Source organism: Pseudomonas persica (genome assembly GCF_900291015.1).
In the GTDB taxonomy this organism is placed as follows: Bacteria; Pseudomonadota; Gammaproteobacteria; order Pseudomonadales; family Pseudomonadaceae; genus Aquipseudomonas.
This window is the reverse complement of the sequence record NZ_OLKL01000052.1, coordinates 13,198-29,951: the sequence shown is the minus strand read 5'-3', so window position 1 is coordinate 29,951 and position 16,754 is coordinate 13,198. Positions and strand designations below refer to the sequence as shown.

16 protein-coding genes and 1 pseudogene are annotated in these 16,754 nt (G+C 63.5%); 6 read left to right on the top strand and 11 right to left on the bottom strand.

Annotated features, from left to right (window positions below):
• Positions 1-111: 111 nt before the first annotated feature.
• From FQ664_RS25650 to FQ664_RS25630, 5 genes are all read right to left on the bottom strand, one after another.
• Entirely contained in the window at positions 112-843 is a 732-nt protein-coding gene (locus tag FQ664_RS25650; protein WP_144175800.1) for a hypothetical protein, read from the bottom strand.
• A 59-nt stretch (positions 844-902) separates the two neighbouring features.
• Positions 903-1,283, bottom strand: coding sequence for a RidA family protein (locus FQ664_RS25645; protein WP_009684531.1), 381 nt, complete (start codon positions 1,281-1,283; stop codon positions 903-905).
• A 23-nt stretch (positions 1,284-1,306) separates the two neighbouring features.
• Complete coding sequence (spoT, locus tag FQ664_RS25640; protein ID WP_144175798.1) at positions 1,307-3,415, bottom strand: bifunctional GTP diphosphokinase/guanosine-3',5'-bis pyrophosphate 3'-pyrophosphohydrolase; 2,109 nt, start codon at positions 3,413-3,415, stop codon at positions 1,307-1,309.
• A gap of 59 nt (positions 3,416-3,474) precedes the next feature.
• Positions 3,475-3,738 (bottom strand): DNA-directed RNA polymerase subunit omega, encoded by a 264-nt coding sequence (gene rpoZ, locus FQ664_RS25635; protein WP_003253383.1) that lies wholly within the window; start codon positions 3,736-3,738, stop codon positions 3,475-3,477.
• 262 nt (positions 3,739-4,000) lie between these two features.
• Complete coding sequence (locus FQ664_RS25630; RefSeq protein WP_144175795.1) at positions 4,001-4,873, bottom strand: LysR family transcriptional regulator; 873 nt, start codon at positions 4,871-4,873, stop codon at positions 4,001-4,003.
• A gap of 206 nt (positions 4,874-5,079) precedes the next feature.
• Between FQ664_RS25630 and FQ664_RS25625 the strand changes: the two genes are divergently transcribed.
• From FQ664_RS25625 to FQ664_RS25615, 3 genes are all read left to right on the top strand, one after another.
• Positions 5,080-6,462, top strand: a complete 1,383-nt coding sequence (locus FQ664_RS25625) for a glutamine synthetase family protein (RefSeq protein WP_144175793.1) — start codon at positions 5,080-5,082, stop codon at positions 6,460-6,462.
• Between the two features lie 4 nt (positions 6,463-6,466).
• A complete protein-coding gene (locus FQ664_RS25620; RefSeq protein ID WP_144175791.1) occupies positions 6,467-7,240 on the top strand; it encodes a gamma-glutamyl-gamma-aminobutyrate hydrolase family protein in 774 nt (257 codons plus the stop codon).
• A 113-nt stretch (positions 7,241-7,353) separates the two neighbouring features.
• Positions 7,354-8,895, top strand: coding sequence for an APC family permease (locus tag FQ664_RS25615; protein ID WP_144175789.1), 1,542 nt, complete (start codon positions 7,354-7,356; stop codon positions 8,893-8,895).
• Between the two features lie 403 nt (positions 8,896-9,298).
• On the opposite strand, the gene gmk is transcribed toward FQ664_RS25615, so the two are convergent.
• Positions 9,299-9,919: a guanylate kinase gene (gmk, locus tag FQ664_RS25605; protein WP_144175785.1), complete on the bottom strand. Its 621-nt coding sequence runs from the start codon at positions 9,917-9,919 to the stop codon at positions 9,299-9,301.
• A 13-nt stretch (positions 9,920-9,932) separates the two neighbouring features.
• On the bottom strand, positions 9,933-10,796 hold the full coding sequence (locus FQ664_RS25600; protein WP_144175782.1) for a YicC/YloC family endoribonuclease: 864 nt from the start codon (positions 10,794-10,796) through the stop codon (positions 9,933-9,935).
• Positions 10,797-11,024: 228 nt separating this feature from the next.
• Between FQ664_RS25600 and rph the strand changes: the two genes are divergently transcribed.
• Together rph and FQ664_RS25590 are read left to right on the top strand one after the other, a co-directional pair.
• Complete coding sequence (gene rph / locus FQ664_RS25595; RefSeq protein WP_046613695.1) at positions 11,025-11,747, top strand: ribonuclease PH; 723 nt, start codon at positions 11,025-11,027, stop codon at positions 11,745-11,747.
• 23 nt (positions 11,748-11,770) lie between these two features.
• Positions 11,771-12,139 (top strand): DUF4870 domain-containing protein, encoded by a 369-nt coding sequence (locus FQ664_RS25590; protein WP_108480444.1) that lies wholly within the window; start codon positions 11,771-11,773, stop codon positions 12,137-12,139.
• Positions 12,140-12,171: 32 nt separating this feature from the next.
• On the opposite strand, the gene FQ664_RS25585 is transcribed toward FQ664_RS25590, so the two are convergent.
• Positions 12,172-12,951, bottom strand: coding sequence for an exodeoxyribonuclease III (locus FQ664_RS25585; protein WP_003253401.1), 780 nt, complete (start codon positions 12,949-12,951; stop codon positions 12,172-12,174).
• A gap of 80 nt (positions 12,952-13,031) precedes the next feature.
• Between FQ664_RS25585 and pyrE the strand changes: the two genes are divergently transcribed.
• A complete protein-coding gene (gene pyrE / locus FQ664_RS25580) occupies positions 13,032-13,673 on the top strand; it encodes an orotate phosphoribosyltransferase (protein WP_003253405.1) in 642 nt (213 codons plus the stop codon).
• Positions 13,674-13,850: 177 nt separating this feature from the next.
• On the opposite strand, the gene argB is transcribed toward pyrE, so the two are convergent.
• From argB to dut, 3 genes and pseudogenes are all read right to left on the bottom strand, one after another.
• Positions 13,851-14,756, bottom strand: a complete 906-nt coding sequence (gene argB, locus FQ664_RS25575; RefSeq protein WP_085621522.1) for an acetylglutamate kinase — start codon at positions 14,754-14,756, stop codon at positions 13,851-13,853.
• A 30-nt stretch (positions 14,757-14,786) separates the two neighbouring features.
• A pseudogene (locus FQ664_RS25570) lies at positions 14,787-16,154 on the bottom strand (phosphomannomutase/phosphoglucomutase); the annotation flags it as partial.
• Positions 16,155-16,298: 144 nt separating this feature from the next.
• On the bottom strand, positions 16,299-16,754 hold the full coding sequence (gene dut, locus FQ664_RS25565) for a dUTP diphosphatase (protein ID WP_144175779.1): 456 nt from the start codon (positions 16,752-16,754) through the stop codon (positions 16,299-16,301).

Sequence of the window (16,754 nt, the reverse complement as noted above, 5' to 3'; positions counted from 1 at the left end):
GCTGCGAACAGTCAGAAGCGAGTTATGACCCTCCTCCTCCCTTCAAGTCCTACCATACAAGCGGGTTTACCCGCGAAGAGGTCGGTGTGTTCGGCCGCGACTCCAGCAAGTTCAGTCCAGCTCCAGCACCCACTGGCGCTTGCCGGCAGCCAGCACTGGCATTTCATCCGGCTGCGCACGGTTCACCGCCTGGAAGATCTCCAGCTTGTCGCCATCGCGCTTGAGGATGAACGGCGCGCCACGCTGGTTGCGCTCCAGCCACAGGCTGTCATTGCTGCCCCCCATGGTCGCGCAATCACCCGCCAGGCACAGGGCGAAACGGTCTGGCCCCGGCAGGCCGGTGACGTTGCCGGTGTCGCTGAAGCGCACGCTGGCACCTTTGCCCTGGCCTTCGACGATCTTCCAGTTGCCGCCCAGATAGGCCTGGTACAGCGCCTTTTCGAAGCTGCTGCCGAGCGGGGCATTGGCCGCCGCCGGCGCTTTGGCACGCACGAAGGTCTGCTTGGCGCCGCTCTGGCCGACGGCCTGCAGCTCGTCTCCATCCAGCGACAGTTGCTCGGTCTGGCCGCCCTGGAAGCTGGCCTGCCATTGCTTGTCGGTGGCGCTCAGCTGACCGTCGGCCGCTTCGAAACCATTGCTGTAGCTGGCCTGCTGGCTGGCGACGTCGAGCTTCCACTCGAACACTGGGCCGTGCTCATTGAGCGCCTGACGCAGGCTGCCGCCCTTGACGGCCGCAGTGATGGCGTCCTGGTTGATCCAGGTGCCGTTGAAATCTTCGGGTTTGTGGCTGGCGCAGCCGCCCAGAAGCAGGGCTGCCAGCGCGAGGGGCAGTGCTTGACGCATGACGGGGTAACCTTGCAGAGGTGGGAAGGTGACGGACAGGGCGCCCGTCACCGGGGGCATCATTCGATGACCAGGATGGCGTCCATTTCGACCTGGGCGCCTTTCGGCAGCGCGGCAACACCGATGGCGGCGCGGGCCGGGTACGGCTGCTCGAAGTAGCGGCCCATTACCTCGTTGACCTTGGCGAAGTGGCTCAGGTCGGTGAGGAAGATGTTCAGCTTGACGATGTCCTTGAACGAACCGCCAGCGGCTTCAGCCACGGCCTTGAGGTTCTCGAACACCTGTACGGTCTGGGCTTCGAAGCCTTCGACCAGTTCCATGGTCTTCGGGTCCAGCGGGATCTGGCCCGACATGTACACGGTGTTGCCGGCCTTGATCGCCTGCGAGTAGGTGCCGATGGCGGCAGGGGCCTTGTCGCTGTTGATGACGGTCTTGCTCATGATGACTCCTTGCAGTTGGCGGACTACGTACGCATGCGGGTGATGCGGACCACACCGGTCAGGGTACGCAGCTTCTTGATCACACGCGCCAGGTGCACGCGGTCGTGCACGCTGACCACCAGTTGGACCACGCTGATACGGCCGTCGCGTTCGTCCATGCTGATCTTCTCGATGTTGCCGTCGGCGGCGTTGACACTGCTTGCCAGCAGGGCAATCAGGCCGCGCTGGTGCTCCAGTTCGACACGCAACTCGACGTTGTATTCACCGGTGATGTCCTTGGCCCAGGAGAGTTGCACGCACTTCTCCGGGTTGTGGCGGATTTCACTGATGTTGCGGCAGTTTTCCAGGTGCACGACCATGCCCTTGCCGGCTGACAGGTGGCCGACGATCGGGTCACCCGGGATCGGCGTGCAGCACTTGGCGTAGCTCAGCACCAGGCCTTCGGTACCACGGATCGCCAGCGGGCCTTCCGGTGCCGGCAACTGCTCGCCTTCGGCCGACAACAGGCGGCGTGCGACCACGTAGGCCATGCGGTTGCCCAGGCCGATGTCTTCGAGCAAGTCTTCGATCAGTTCCAGGCGGTACTCGGCGAGAATCGCCTGGATACGCTCCTGGGGGATTCTCTCCAGGCTGCTATCGAAGCCGGTGAGCACTTTGTTCAGCAGGCGTTCGCCCAGGCTGATGGACTCGGAGCGACGCTGCTGCTTGAGCGCGTGGCGGATGTGCGTGCGCGCCTTGCCGGTAACCACGAAGTTGAGCCAGGCCGGGTTTGGCCGTGCGCCGGGTGCGCTGACGATTTCCACCGTCGAGCCGCTTTGCAGCGGTTCGGACAGCGGCGCCAGGCGGCGGTTGATGCGGCAGGCGATGCAGCTGTTGCCGACGTCGGTGTGCACCGCGTAGGCGAAGTCGACGGCCGTGGAGCCTTTGGGCAGCTCCATGATGCGGCCTTTGGGCGTGAACACGTAGACCTCGTCCGGGAACAGGTCGATCTTCACGCTCTCGATGAATTCCAGCGAGTTGCCGGCACGTTGCTGCAGCTCGAGGATGCCCTTGACCCACTGGCGGGCGCGGGCGTGACTGCCCTTGGGCTGCTCGTCGTCGTTGGACTTGTACAGCCAGTGCGCGGCAATGCCGTTGTTGGCCATCTCTTCCATCTCGCGGGTGCGGATCTGGATTTCGATGGGCACGCCATGCATGCCGAACAGCGTGGTGTGCAATGACTGGTAGCCGTTGGCCTTGGGGATCGCGATGTAATCCTTGAAACGACCGGGCAGCGGCTTGTACAGGTTGTGTACGGCGCCGAGCACGCGGTAGCAGGTGTCGACCTTGTCGACGACGATGCGGAAGGCGTACACGTCCATGATCTCGTTGAAGGCGCGGCGCTTGCCACGCATCTTCTTGTAGATGCCATAGAGGTGCTTCTGTCGGCCGCTGACCTCGCCCTCGATGCCGTCGGCGGCCAGGCAGTTGGCCAGCGAGTGCTCGATCTTGGCGACGATCTCTTTGCGGTTGCCGCGTGCGCTTTTCACCGCCCGGTGGATCAGTGACGAGCGCATCGGGTGCATGGCCTTGAAGCCGAGGTCCTCGAATTCCACGCGCACGGTGTGCATGCCCAGGCGGTTGGCGATGGGGGCGTAGATCTCGAGGGTTTCCTTGGCGATGCGCCGGCGTTTTTCGCCGGACAGCACTTCCAGGGTGCGCATGTTGTGCAGGCGGTCGGCCAGCTTGACCAGGATCACGCGGATATCGCGGGCCATGGCCATGGCCATTTTCTGGAAGTTCTCGGCCTGCGCCTCGGCCTTGGTCTCGAAGTTCATCTGGGTCAGCTTGCTGACCCCATCGACCAGTTCGGCCACGGTCTCGCCAAACTGCTGGCTGAGGGCTTCCTTGGCGATGCCGGTGTCTTCGATCACGTCGTGCAGCATGGCCGCCATCAGGCTCTGATGGTCCATGTGCATGTCGGCGAGGATGCTGGCCACGGCCAACGGGTGGGTCACGTAGGGCTCGCCACTGCGGCGGCGCTGCCCATCGTGGGCCTGTTCGGCGTAGAAATAGGCGCGCCGGACCAGGTTGACCTGTTCGGGGCCAAGATAGGTCGACAGCCGTTCGGCCAAGGCTTCTATACCCGGCATGGGTTCACCTCCTGCCGAGGAAGGGGGCCTTGCGCCGTGCGACGTCGACCAGGCATCAATCAGACAGCCTCGTTGTTCTCGTCCTCGAACGCGGCGAACACCGGATCCTCGGTGACGATCTCTTCAGCGGCGATGAACTCGTTGGTGACGATGCCTTCGGCGATTTCACGCAGGGCAACAACGGTCGGCTTGTCGTTTTCCCACGCAACGCGTGGCTCTTTGCCGCCGGTCGCCAGCTGGCGAGCGCGCTTGGTCGAGAGCATGACCAGCTCAAAGCGGTTATCCACGTGTTCCAGGCAGTCTTCAACAGTTACGCGGGCCATGGTCTTCCTCAGTAGCAAATGCGGTGGGCGTGCAGCCCAATAATGGGCAGGCGGACTCGATAGTTTAAAAAATCACCAGCCAATAGGGAAGCGCTGTTTTGTCGGGTGGTTACCTTCAAGCCCTGTGTTGCCTTCTTCGCGGCTAAAGCCGCTCCCACAGGGCGCCGCGTTGTACTCAGGCCCAACGCCGCCCTCGAGGGAGCGGCTTTAGCCGCGAAAGGACCGGAACAGACACCCTCGATACATGAGCCTGACGATACCCTCAGAGCATCGCGCCGCGCAACCGCGGGGTCAGCTCTTCGAACAATGTCTGCACCGAGCGCAACGCCCGGCAATCCGGCCGGGTCAGCAACCACAGCTGGGTGTCGCATCCCGGCAGCGGCCCGCTCAGCGCATCCACCCCGGGCAGCGCGTGCACCATGTAGTCCGGCAACGCCGCCACGCCGAGCCCGGCCGTGACCAGTTGGGCAATGGTCGACATGCCGCTGCACTGGTAGCGCGGGCTCAACCCCGGGTGCTGCTGGTTGCGCCAGACCACCGTGGGGTGGTCCTGCATCGAGTCGTCGGGGGCGATCCACGGTACGCCGGCAGGTGACTCGGCCAGGCGCTCGCGCCACTGCGGCTGACCGCAGACCACGTAGGAGGTGGACCCCAGGTTGCGGCCCACCAGGTGCTCCGGCGGCGTGTTGGTCAGGCGCAGGGCAATGTCGGCATCGCGCCGGCTGAGGTTGGCGAAGGTGTTGGAGGTGCCCATTTCCAGCGACAAGGCCGGGTAGTTGGGCATGAACTCGGCCAGTGCCGGCAGCAGCAGGCTGTGCATCACCGCCTCGGTACAGGTCAGCCGCACCGTGCCGCTGACCACCTGCTCGCCACTGGTCATGGCGATGCGCGCCGCCTCCAGCGCCTGCTCGGCGCGCTCGGCCTGCTCGGCCAGAGCCTGGGCGGTGTCGGTCGGCAGGTAGCCCTTGCGGCTCTTGACGAACAAGGCGGTGCCCAGCGCCGACTCCAGCCGACGGATCGAGCGGAACACCGTCGACACATCGACCTTGAGCAGCTCGGCAGCCTTGGCCAGCGAGCGGCCACGTTCCAGGGCCAGGACCAGGGAGAGGTCGGCATGGGTAATCTGATATTGCATTGGTGCACGCTCTGCTTGCCGAATTGCCAATGTCTGTTGCGTTTTGGCCATTTTATAGTGGAACGGCCCCCGGGAATCAATGCGCCCGGTCGGGTAACCAGTCCCCACGATGGGAAAGTCAAAAGAACAACAGCTGCAACCATCGTCGCCCGTGAGGCGCCAGCCGTATCCCTACATCGCCGCAGCAAATCAAAGGATGTACAGCCATGACGTCGGTAACCCCGTGCGCCAGTTCTTCCAGCGAGATGAATGACTTCCTCCAGGCCCATCCGGACACGCAGTACGTCGACCTGCTGATCTCCGACATGAACGGCGTGGTACGTGGCAAGCGCATCGAGCGGGCCAGCCTGCACAAGGTGTACGAGAAGGGCATCAACCTGCCGGCATCGCTGTTCGCCCTCGACATCAACGGTTCCACCGTCGAGAGTACCGGCCTCGGCCTGGACATCGGCGATGCCGACCGCATCTGCTTCCCGATCCCCGGCACGCTGTCGGACGAGCCGTGGCAGAAGCGCCCCACCGCCCAGCTGCTGATGACCATGCACGAGCTGGATGGCCAGCCATTCTTCGCCGACCCGCGCGAAGTGCTACGCCAGGTGGTGAGCAAGTTCGACGACCTGGGCCTGGATATCTGCGCCGCGTTCGAGCTGGAGTTCTACCTGATCGACCAGGACAACCTCAACGGTCGCCCGCAGCCGCCGCGCTCGCCGATTTCCGGCAAGCGCCCGCAGTCGACCCAGGTGTACCTGATCGACGACCTCGACGAATATGCCGACTGCCTGCAGGACATGCTCGAAGCGGCCAAGGAGCAGGGCCTTCCCGCTGACGCCATCGTCAAGGAAAGCGCCCCGGCACAGTTCGAGGTCAACCTGCACCACGTGGCCGACCCGCTCAAGGCCTGCGACTACGCGATCCTGCTCAAGCGCCTGATCAAGAACGTTGCCTACGACCATGAAATGGACACCACCTTCATGGCCAAGCCCTACCCGGGCCAGGCTGGCAACGGCCTGCACGTGCACATTTCGTTGCTGGACAAGAAAACCGGCAAGAACATCTTCGCCAGCGACGACCCGCTGCAAAGCGATGCGCTGCGCCACGCCATCGGTGGCGTGCTGGAGACCATGCCGGCGTCGATGGCCTTCCTCTGCCCGAACATCAACTCCTACCGCCGCTTCGGCGCGCAGTTCTACGTGCCCAATGCGCCAAGCTGGGGCCTGGACAACCGCACCGTGGCCGTGCGCGTGCCCACTGACAGCAGCGACAACGTGCGCCTCGAGCACCGCGTGGCCGGTGCCGACGCCAACCCGTACCTGATGCTCGCGGCGATCCTCGCCGGCGTTCACCACGGTCTGACCCGGCAGGTCGAGCCCCAGGCACCGATCGAAGGCAACTCCTACGAACAGCTGGAGCAGAGCCTGCCGAACAACCTGCGCGATGCCCTGCGCGCACTGGACGACAGCGAAGCCCTCAACCAATACATCAGCCCGGACTACATCGATATCTTCGTGGCCTGCAAGGAAAGCGAACTGGCCGAGTTCGAAGTGTCGATTTCCGACCTCGAGTACAACTGGTACCTGCACACGGTGTAAGCCCATGAGCGCAAATGCGGTCCCCTTGATCGGTGTCAGCGCCTGCCGCCAGCAGGTGGGGAAGAACTCGTCGCACACGGTAGGCGACAAGTATGTCGAGGCGGCCGGCTTTGCCGGCTTGCCACTGATCTTGCCGGCCCGTGACGAGGGCAGCGACACGCAGGCGCTGCTGGCCCGTCTGCACGGCATTGTTTTTACCGGCTCACCTTCAAATATCGAACCGCATCATTACAATGGCGCCCCCAGCGCTGCGGGTACCCGGCATGACCTGGCACGCGATCGCCTGACCCTGCCGCTGCTGCAGGGGGCCATTGCCGCCGGTGTGCCGGTGTTCTGTATCTGCCGTGGCTACCAGGAACTGAACGTGGCCCTGGGCGGCAGCCTGCACCAGCGCGTGCAGGAACTGCCCGGCTACCTTGACCACCGTGAACCTGAGGACGCACCCCTGGAGGTGCAATACGGCCCTCGTCACCCTGTCGGCATCGAGCCTGGCGGGATGTTCGAGCGCCTGGGCCTGGCGGCGCAGTTCGAGGTCAACTCGCTGCACAGCCAGGGCATCGACCGCCTGGCCCCGGGCCTGCGCGTCGAGGCACGGGCCCCGGATGGCCTGATCGAAGCGGTGTCCATGCCTGCGGCGCCGGGCTTTGTGCTCGGCGTGCAGTGGCACCCGGAGTGGCGATTTACCGAAAACCCGGTCTCGCTACGCCTGTTCCAGGCGTTTCGCGAGGCCTGCATTGCCTACGCAGCACGGGAGGGCACACGGCAGGAGGCATTCTGACGTCACCCGAAGGTCTCGAAGACTGGCTCCCGGCAGCAAGCTTTCAATGAGTGAAAGCGGGCCTTGTACGCAAGGCCTGTGAAAAACAATTCCAAAATTTACGGCAAATACTCATGAGCAATTACACAGAAGCCGGCCGCCCACCCGACGTGGCGGCCGACGCGGGCAACACCCAGCGCAGCAAGGGCCTGGCCAAAGGCCGGCTGGGCTTGCTGGCCAGCGTGGTGCTGGGCATTTCCACCATTGCCCCGGTCTATACCCTGACCGGCGCCCTTGGCCCGACCGTGCGTGAGGTGGGGGCGCACCTGCCTGCCGTGTTCATCGTCGGTTTCCTGCCGATGCTGCTGGTGGCTCTCGGCTACCGTGAACTGAACTCGGCGGAGCCGGACAGCGGCACTTCGTTTACCTGGTCGGCGCGGGCCTTCGGCCCGATGATCGGCTGGATCGGCGGCTGGGGGCTGGTGGTCGCCACCACCATCGTGTTGTCGAACCTGGCAGGGGTCGCGGTCGACTTCTTCTACCTGTTCCTTGGTCAGATCACCGGCAAACATGAACTGGCGGCGTTGGCCGACAACCTGTTGATCAACATCGTTACCTGTTGCGTGTTCATCGCCTTGGCGGTGTGGATCTGCTGTCGTGGGATCGCCACCACCATGACCGTGCAGTACGGCCTGGTGGCCCTGCAGTTGGTGGTGCTGATCGGCTTTGCCTTCGCCGCCTTCGACGGTGCCACCGCGCCGCCGCCGCTGGAGTTCGATTTCGCCTGGTTCAACCCGTTCGGTGTCGAGTCGTTCTCGGCCTTTGCCGCCGGGCTGTCGCTGTCGATCTTTATCTTCTGGGGATGGGACACCTGCCTGACCGTCAGCGAAGAGTCGGTGGGCAGTGAAGAGGTGCCGGGCAAAGCCGCCACCTGGACCGTGATGTTGATCCTCGGCCTGTATCTGTTCACCGCGATCGCGACCCTCCAGTTTGCCGGTATCAGCGAGTCTGGCCTGGGCCTGAACAATCCGCGTATCCAGGAAAACGTGTTCGCCCACCTGGCCGGCCCGGTCATGGGGCCGCTGGCGATCCTGATGTCCATCGCCGTGCTGGCCAGTACTGCGGCGTCGCTGCAGTCGACCTTCGTGGCGCCGGCGCGTACCCTGTTGGCCATGGGTTACTACGGTGCGGTACCGCAAAAGTTCGCCAGCGTCTGCCCGCGCTCGCAAACCCCGCGCTACGCCACCATCTGCGCCGGCGTGGCCGCTGGGCTGTTCTACGTGACCATGCGTACCCTGAGCGAGAACGTGCTGGCGGATACCATTACCGCGCTGGGCATGATGATCTGCTTCTACTACTCGCTGACCGCATTCGCCTGCGTCTGGTATTTCCGCGACAGCCTGTTCGACAGCTTGCGACACTTCATCATGCGCGGCCTGTGCCCGCTGGTGGGAGGGGTGATCCTGTCGGTGATCTTTGTACGTACTGCCATTGACAGCGCCTCGCCAGACTTCGGCAGCGGCTCGCATGTGGGCGGGCTGGGGCTGGTGTTCGTGATTGCCGCGATCATTTCGGTGCTCGGCATCGGCCTGATGATGCTGTCGCGCCTGCGCGCGCCGGCGTATTTCCTGGGGGCTACCCTGCGTCAGCAGGCCACTTTGCCATTGCAGGAATAAACCAAGGGACCGCGTTGCGGCCCAATCGCCGGCAAGCCAGCTCTCATAGAACTGCACATAACTCGTTGAATTAGCAGGGCCTCTGTGGGAGCGGCTTTAGCCGCGAACACCGGCGCAGCCGGTGCCATGCACCGCGTTGGATTCTTCGCGGCTAAAGCCGCTCCCACAGGATGCACGGACCGCTTGCGAATTCAGTTCTCTATGCGACAGCGCAGCCCAAAGGGCTGGGCCATCTCCCANCACAGGATGCACGGACCGCTTGCGAATTCAGTTCTCTATGCGACAGCGCAGCCCAAAGGGCTGGGCCATCTCCCACAAGATCCCCACAGTTCTCAGGTTCTGTGGGGTACCTGTAGGAGCGGGCGTGCCCGCGAAGGGCTGCAAAGCAGCCCCGTGCAGTCTCTCAGGAGAGCAACTCTTTCAGCAGCCCGCTGTTGCGCTGTTGCTGCTTCTGCAGCAGTAGGCGATTGGAGCGGAACACCGCCTTCAAGTCTTCCAGCGCCACGTCGAAATCATCGTTGATGATCACGTAGTCATACTCGTCGTAGTGCACCATCTCGCTGACCGCTTCCTTCATGCGCCCGGCGATGATCTCTTCGCTGTCCTGCCCACGGCCGTCCAGGCGCTGGCGCAGGGCCTGCTGGCTTGGCGGCAGGATGAACACCGACAACGCCTCGGGCATCAGCTTGCGTACCTGCTGGGCGCCTTGCCAGTCGATTTCCAGGATCAGGTCGTAACCCTGGTCCAGGGTCTGCTGCAGCGCGCTGCGCGAGGTGCCGTAGAAGTTGCCGAACACCTCGGCATGCTCGAGGAAGTCGCCTTGGGCGATCAGCGCCTTGAATTCCTCGTGGACGACGAAGTGGTAGTTCACCCCGTGCTGCTCGCCCGGGCGCATGGCGCGGGTGGTGTGCGAGACCGAGACGCGGATTTGCTGGTCGTCCTGGGTCAGGGCGGTGACCAGGCTGGTCTTGCCGGCGCCCGAAGGGGCCGAAACGATGTAGAGGGTGCCGCTGCTGTGGTTCATGGTCGGGGTGGCCTTACTCGATGTTCTGTACTTGTTCACGCATCTGTTCGATCAATACCTTCAGGTTGACCGCCGCTTGCGTGCTGCGTGGGTCGAAGGCCTTGGAGCCGAGGGTGTTGGCCTCGCGGTTGAGCTCCTGCATCAGGAAGTCCAGGCGCCGGCCGGCGGCACCGCCACCCTTGAGCACCCGGCGCACTTCGGTGACGTGGGTGCTGAGGCGGTCGAGCTCCTCGGCCACGTCGCTCTTCTGGGCCAGCAGCACCATCTCCTGCTCCAGGCGCTGCGGGTCGAGTTCGGCCTGCATGTCGCCGAAGCGGTCGAGGATCTTCTGCCGCTGCGCCGCCAGCATCTGCGGCACCAGGGCGCGCAGGGTGGTGACTTCGCTGGCCATGTTGTCCAGGCGTTCGTTGATCAGCCGGGCCAGTTCCTGGCCTTCACGCTGGCGCCCGGCCTTGAGCTCGGTCAGCGCTTCATCGAACAGCGCCATGGCTTCGGTATTCAGTGCCTGCGGGTCGCTGGCGTCGGCCACCAGCACGCCTGGCCACGACAGCACCTCCAGCGGGTTCAGTGGTGCCGGCTGCTTGATCAGGCCGGCCACTTCCTCGGCGGCGGCAACCAGCTGCGCGGCGCGCTCGCGGTCCACCTTCAGCGGTTTGCCGTTGCTGTCTTCGTTGAGGCGCAAGGTGCATTCCACCTTGCCCCGCGACAGGCCCTGGCGCAGGCCTTCACGCACGGCGCCTTCGAGGTCGCGCAGGGCCTCGGGCAGGCGCAGGTGTGGCTCCAGGTAACGGTGGTTGACCGAACGCAGCTCCCAGACCAGGGTGCCTTGGCTGCCGGCGCGCTCGACACGAGCAAAAGCGGTCATGCTGTGCACCATGGGGAGTACCTCGCGTAGATGAATGAACGGTGGGAGCCTCTCGGCTGCAAGGCGCAGGATTGTAGCGCAGTGGGGCCTTGGCGCCCAATCCACCCATGTTAACGAGGGGCGGCCTGGCCAGCAGGAAAAGGCGACGGGCTGTGCCGGGTGCGACAATAGGCATGTCTTCCCCGGGCCGCGGGCTCTATAATGCTCGGCAGATTCAAAGTCCCAGTACAGGTATCCCAGATGAAACGTCCAAGTGGTCGCGCCGCCGATCAGCTCCGCTCGATCCGCATCACCCGCAACTACACCAAGCACGCCGAAGGGTCGGTACTGGTCGAGTTCGGTGACACCAAGGTCATCTGCACGGTCAGTGTGGAAAACGGTGTGCCGCGCTTCCTCAAAGGCCAGGGCCAAGGCTGGCTGACCGCCGAATACGGCATGCTGCCGCGCTCCACCGGCGAGCGTAACCAACGCGAAGCCAGCCGTGGCAAGCAGGGTGGTCGCACCCTGGAAATCCAGCGCCTGATCGGCCGTTCGCTGCGCGCCGCGCTGGACATGAGCAAGCTCGGTGACATCACCCTGTACGTCGACTGCGACGTGATCCAGGCCGATGGTGGCACCCGTACCGCGTCCATTACCGGTGCCATGGTCGCCCTGTGCGACGCCCTGGCGGTGATCAAGAAGCGCGGTGGCCTGAAGGCCGGCAACCCGCTCAAGCACATGATCGCCGCCGTGTCGGTGGGCATGTACCAGGGCGAAGCGGTGCTCGACCTGGACTACCTGGAAGACTCCGCCGCCGAAACCGACCTGAACGTGGTCATGACCAGCGCTGGTGGCTTCATCGAAGTGCAGGGTACCGCCGAAGGCGCGCCGTTCCAGCCTGAAGACTTCAACGCCATGCTCGCCCTGGCACAGAAGGGCATGAACGAGATCTTCGAACTGCAGCAGGCGGCACTGGCCGACTGAACCCAGCCAGGGAGGTGCGGGGCATGAGCGAATCTAACCTGTCGATCACCCCGCCCAATGCCGAGGTCCGGCAATGGGCGATGTTCTGTCACCTCTCCGCGCTGCTGGGCCTGGTGGTGCCGCTCGGGCACTTGCTGGGCCCGCTGGTGCTGTGGCACCTCAAGCGCGAGCAAGACCCTTTCATCGACGCCCAGGGCAAAGAGGCGCTGAACTTTCAGATCAGCGTGACCATTGCCGGGTTCATCTGCTTCCTGCTGATGTTCGTGTTCATCGGGCTGGTGCTGTTCGCCATGCTGATGGTCGCGGTGATGATCCTGATCATCATTGCGGCGGTGCGGGCCAATGAAGGCAAGCCGTATCGCTACCCGATGATCTGGCGGCCGATCAAATAGCAATTGGGGCCGCTTCGCGCCCCCAATTACTTTTAGATGGTCAACGTCCAGTCATAGTCGACAATCAACGGCGCATGCTGGGAGAAGCGCGGCTGACGCGGCAGGCGGGCATTGCGTACGAAGCGGCGCAGGCCCGGGGTGAGTATCTGGTAGTCGAACCGGTAGCCCAGGTTGAGCATCTCGGCCTGCTCGTTGTCCGGCCACCAGCTGTACTGGTCGCCTTCACGGCTGACTTCGCGCAGGGCATCGACGTAACCCATCTCGCCAGTGATCGCATCCATCCAGGCGCGTTCCGGCGCCAGGAAGCCCGGCGACTGCTGGCTGTCACGCCAGTTCTTGATGTCGAGCTTCTGCTGCGCCACGTAAAACGAGCCGCAGTAGATGTATTCGCGACGCTTGCGACGCTGTTTGTCCAGGTACTTGGCAAAGTCGTCCATCAACTTGAACTTCTGGTTCAAGTCTTCGTCGCCGTTCATGCCCGAAGGCAGCAGCAGGCTGGCAATACTGACTTTGTCGAAATCTGCTTGCAGGTAACGCCCGTAGCGGTCGGCTGTCTCGAAGCCCAGGCCGGTGATGACTGCCTTGGGCTGCATGCGCGAATACAGGGCCACACCACCTTGGGCAGGCACCTCCGCGTCGCAGGCATAAAGGAAATAGCCATCGAGCTGGAAAGCTGGGTCATCGAGTTCAAAGGCCGAGGCGCGGGTATCCTGAAGGCAGATGACGTCGGCATTCTGGGCTTGCAGCCAGCTGAGCAAACCACGCTCGGCCGCAGCCTGAATGCCATTTACGTTCACACTGATGATCCGCATAAATGGCCCCAAAAATCTCGTGCGTGTATGATACCCGAGCTCAACCCATTTAGCTAAATCCGTGGTGTCCGGGACTATTCATGCAGCCGTATCAGCGCGACTTCATCCGTTTTGCCATCGATCGCGGGGTACTGCGTTTCGGTGAGTTCACCCTGAAATCGGGGCGTACCAGCCCGTATTTCTTCAATGCCGGCCTGTTCAACACAGGTTCCGCCCTGGCCGAACTGGGGCGTTGCTATGCCGCCGCCATCGTCGACAGCAAGATCCCGTTCGATGTGCTGTTCGGCCCTGCCTACAAGGGTATCCCGCTGGCAGCGACTACTGCCGTAGCCCTTGCCGATCAGCATCAGCTCGACGTGCCATGGTGCTTCAACCGCAAGGAGGCCAAGGACCACGGTGAAGGTGGCAGCCTGGTCGGTGCACCGTTGGCCGGTGACGTGCTGATCATCGACGACGTGATCACCGCCGGTACCGCCATTCGTGAGGTCATGCAGATCATCAATGCCCAGCAGGCCAAGGCCGCTGGCGTGCTGATCGCGCTGAACCGCGAAGAACGTGGCAATGGCGAACTGTCGGCGATCCAGGAAGTGGAGCGCGACTTCGGTATCCCGGTGGTCAGCATCGTTTCGCTGACCCAGGTGCTGGAGTTCCTGGCCGATGACCCGCAGCTGAAGCAGCATCTGCCGGCTGTCGAGGCGTACCGGGCGCAGTACGGGATCTGATCCCGGCCTGGAAATGAAAAAGGCGACCTTCGCATGAAGGTCGCCTTTTTTGTGTCGCCTGTTCCGGCCCTTTCGCGAGTGAACCCGCTCCCACAGGTATTGCACTGCCTTTTAGGGCTGCGAGAATCCGGTGGGAGCGGGTTTACCCGCGAAGAGGCGAACAGGCTAACCGATCGATCAGCGCGGCTTGCGGTTGGTAATCAGGGTACCCACGCCGCTGTCGGTGAAGATCTCCAGCAGCACCGCATTCGGCACGCGGCCGTCGATGATGTGCGAGCTGTTCACACCGCCTTGCACCGCATCCAGCGCGCACTTGATCTTCGGCAGCATGCCGCCGTAGATGGTGCCGTCGGCGATCAGTTCGTTGACCTGCTCGGTGGTCAGGCCGGTCAGCACCTCGCCCTGCTTGTCCATCAGGCCGGCGATGTTGGTCAGCAGCATCAGCTTCTCGGCCTTGAGCGCCTCGGCTACCTTGCCCGCCACCAGGTCGGCGTTGATGTTGTACGACTCGCCGTTGGCACCCACGCCGATCGGCGCGATCACCGGGATGAAGTCGCCCTTGACCAGCATGTTCAGCAGGTCGGTGTTCACGCTCACCACTTCGCCCACATGGCCGATGTCGATGATTTCCGGCGTGGTCATCTCGGGCGTCTGGCGGCTGACGGTCAGCTTGCGGGCACGGATCAGCTCCGCGTCCTTGCCGGTCAGGCCGATGGCGCTGCCGCCGTGGCGGTTGATCAGGTTGACGATGTCCTTGTTGACCTGGCCACCCAGCACCATCTCCACCACGTCCATGGTCGCCGAGTCGGTGACGCGCATGCCGTCGATGAAGTGGCTTTCGATCGACAGGCGCTTGAGCAGATCGCCGATCTGCGGGCCACCACCGTGGACCACCACCGGGTTGATACCCACAGCCTTCATCAGCACGATGTCACGGGCGAAGCCGGTCTTGAGCTCCTCGCTCTCCATCGCGTTGCCGCCGTACTTGATCACCAGGGTCTTGCCGACAAAGCGGCGGATGTAAGGCAGTGCTTCGGACAAAACTTCGGCTACATGGGAAGCGGCATCGCGATCGAGGGTCATGCAGGGCTCCTGTAAGGAACAGATAGTCGGTCAGAACGGCAGTTGCAGCTCAGGCTCAACCCGCAGCAACTGGGTACGGAAAACATCCTTGATACGTTGCAATTCGGCGTCGCTGTCGGCCTCGAAGCGCAGCACCAGCACCGGGGTGGTGTTGGAGGCGCGAACCAGGCCCCAGCCGTGGGGGTAATCCACCCGCACACCGTCGATGGTGGTCAGGTTGGCTTCGCCCCAGTCGGCGTCGCGTTGCAGTGCATCAATGATGCTGAATTTACCCTCGTCGGTCACATCAATATTGATTTCCGGCGTGGAAATATCGTTCGGGAAGGCGGCAAACAGGTTTTCGGCGCTCTGCCCGGCTTTGCTGAGGATCTCCAGCAGGCGCGCGGCGCTGTAGATGCCGTCGTCGAAACCGTACCAGCGTTCCTTGATGAAGATGTGACCGCTCATCTCGCCGGCCAGCAGCGAGCCGGTCTGTTTCATCTTCTTCTTGATCAGCGAGTGACCAGTCTTCCACATCAGCGCGCGGCCACCGTGCTGCTCGATCAGCGGGGTCAGGCGGCGGGTGCATTTGACGTCGAAGATGATCTCGGCGCCCGGGTTGCGCGACAGCACGTCCTGGGCAAACAGCATCAGCAGGCGGTCGGGGTAGACGATGCTGCCGGTGTTGGTCACCACGCCGACGCGGTCGCCGTCACCGTCGAAGGCCAGGCCGATGTCGGCGCCGGTTTCCTTGACCTTGGCGATCAGGTCTTCGAGGTTTTCCGGCTTGCCCGGGTCCGGGTGGTGGTTGGGGAAGTTGCCGTCGACCTCGCAGAATAGCGGGATCACTTCGCAGCCCAAGGCTTCGATCAGTTGCGGCGCGACCACGCCAGCGGCACCGTTGCCGCAGTCCACCACTACCTTGAGCTTCTTGGCCAGCTTCACGTCGGCGACGATCTGCTGGAAGTAGCGGTCAAGGATCTCGACCTTTTCCACGCGGCCATCGGCGCGGCTCAGGTTGTTGGTTTTCAGGCGGGCCAGCAGGGCCTGGATCTGCTCGTTGGCCAGGGTGTCACCGGCGATGACGATCTTGAAGCCGTTGTAGTCCGACGGGTTGTGGCTGCCGGTCAGCATCACCCCGGACTTGCCGGCCAGCACGTTGGCCGCGTAGTACAGGGCTGGGGTGGGCACCAGGCCGACGTCACTGACCTGGCAGCCGGAATCGACCAGGCCCTTGATCAGCTGTTCGACCAGCATTGGACCGGACAGGCGGCCATCGCGGCCGACCGAAACCTGCGGTTCGCCCTGGGCGAGGCTCTGCGCGCCGATGGCGCGGCCGATCCAGTAGGCGGTTTCGGCGTGAAGGGTTTTGCCGACCACGCCGCGAATGTCATACGCGCGGAAAATGCTGTCTGGCAGTGCGGCGGGTACCAGGTAGGCCATGTCGTTCATCTCTGGAAGCTCCATTAGTCAAAGGCTTTCTGGGCAGGCGCAAACTGAACGCTTGGACGGTGGTTTCGCCAGAGAGTTCGCCATCCTTGGCCTGAACGGTCATTTCCCGGCTCAGTGGCTGCCGGAATGGCCGAAGCCGCCAGCGCCGCGCTGGCTTTCATCGAACGCTTCGACGATGTCGAAATGGGCCTGTACCACCGGTACCAGCACCAGCTGGGCGATGCGCTCGCCAACGGCGATGGTGAACGGGGTGTTGCCACGGTTCCAGCACGACACCATCAACTCGCCCTGGTAGTCCGAGTCGATCAGCCCGACCAGGTTGCCCAGCACGATGCCGTGCTTATGGCCCAGGCCCGAGCGCGGCAGGATCAGCGCCGCCAGGCCCGGGTCGCCGATGTAGATCGACAGGCCGGTGGGGATCAGCAGGGTCTGGCCTGGCTCGAGGACGGTGTCCTCCTTGAGCAGGGCGCGCAGGTCCAGGCCGGCGGAGCCGGGCGTGGCGTACTGCGGCAGGGGGAATTCGGTGCCCAGGCGTGGGTCGAGGATCTTGGCTTGAAGAGCGTGCAT

Excerpts from the sequence above, each read along its gene's own strand:
- FQ664_RS25650 (WP_144175800.1), bottom strand. The coding sequence starts at position 843 with ATGCGTCAAGCACTGCCCCTCGCGCTGGCAGCCCTGCTTCTGGGCGGC.
- argB (WP_085621522.1), bottom strand. The coding sequence starts at position 14,756 with ATGACCCTCGATCGCGATGCCGCTTCCCATGTAGCCGAAGTTTTGTCC.
- rph (WP_046613695.1), top strand. The coding sequence starts at position 11,025 with ATGAAACGTCCAAGTGGTCGCGCCGCCGATCAGCTCCGCTCGATCCGC.
- dut (WP_144175779.1), bottom strand. The coding sequence starts at position 16,754 with ATGCACGCTCTTCAAGCCAAGATCCTCGACCCACGCCTGGGCACCGAA.
- gmk (WP_144175785.1), bottom strand. The coding sequence starts at position 9,919 with ATGAACCACAGCAGCGGCACCCTCTACATCGTTTCGGCCCCTTCGGGC.
- FQ664_RS25625 (WP_144175793.1), top strand. The coding sequence starts at position 5,080 with ATGACGTCGGTAACCCCGTGCGCCAGTTCTTCCAGCGAGATGAATGAC.
- FQ664_RS25630 (WP_144175795.1), bottom strand. The coding sequence starts at position 4,873 with ATGCAATATCAGATTACCCATGCCGACCTCTCCCTGGTCCTGGCCCTG.
- rpoZ (WP_003253383.1), bottom strand. The coding sequence starts at position 3,738 with ATGGCCCGCGTAACTGTTGAAGACTGCCTGGAACACGTGGATAACCGC.
- FQ664_RS25615 (WP_144175789.1), top strand. The coding sequence starts at position 7,354 with ATGAGCAATTACACAGAAGCCGGCCGCCCACCCGACGTGGCGGCCGAC.
- FQ664_RS25590 (WP_108480444.1), top strand. The coding sequence starts at position 11,771 with ATGAGCGAATCTAACCTGTCGATCACCCCGCCCAATGCCGAGGTCCGG.
- pyrE (WP_003253405.1), top strand. The coding sequence starts at position 13,032 with ATGCAGCCGTATCAGCGCGACTTCATCCGTTTTGCCATCGATCGCGGG.
- FQ664_RS25600 (WP_144175782.1), bottom strand. The coding sequence starts at position 10,796 with ATGGTGCACAGCATGACCGCTTTTGCTCGTGTCGAGCGCGCCGGCAGC.
- FQ664_RS25585 (WP_003253401.1), bottom strand. The coding sequence starts at position 12,951 with ATGCGGATCATCAGTGTGAACGTAAATGGCATTCAGGCTGCGGCCGAG.
- FQ664_RS25620 (WP_144175791.1), top strand. The coding sequence starts at position 6,467 with ATGAGCGCAAATGCGGTCCCCTTGATCGGTGTCAGCGCCTGCCGCCAG.
- spoT (WP_144175798.1), bottom strand. The coding sequence starts at position 3,415 with ATGCCGGGTATAGAAGCCTTGGCCGAACGGCTGTCGACCTATCTTGGC.
- FQ664_RS25645 (WP_009684531.1), bottom strand. The coding sequence starts at position 1,283 with ATGAGCAAGACCGTCATCAACAGCGACAAGGCCCCTGCCGCCATCGGC.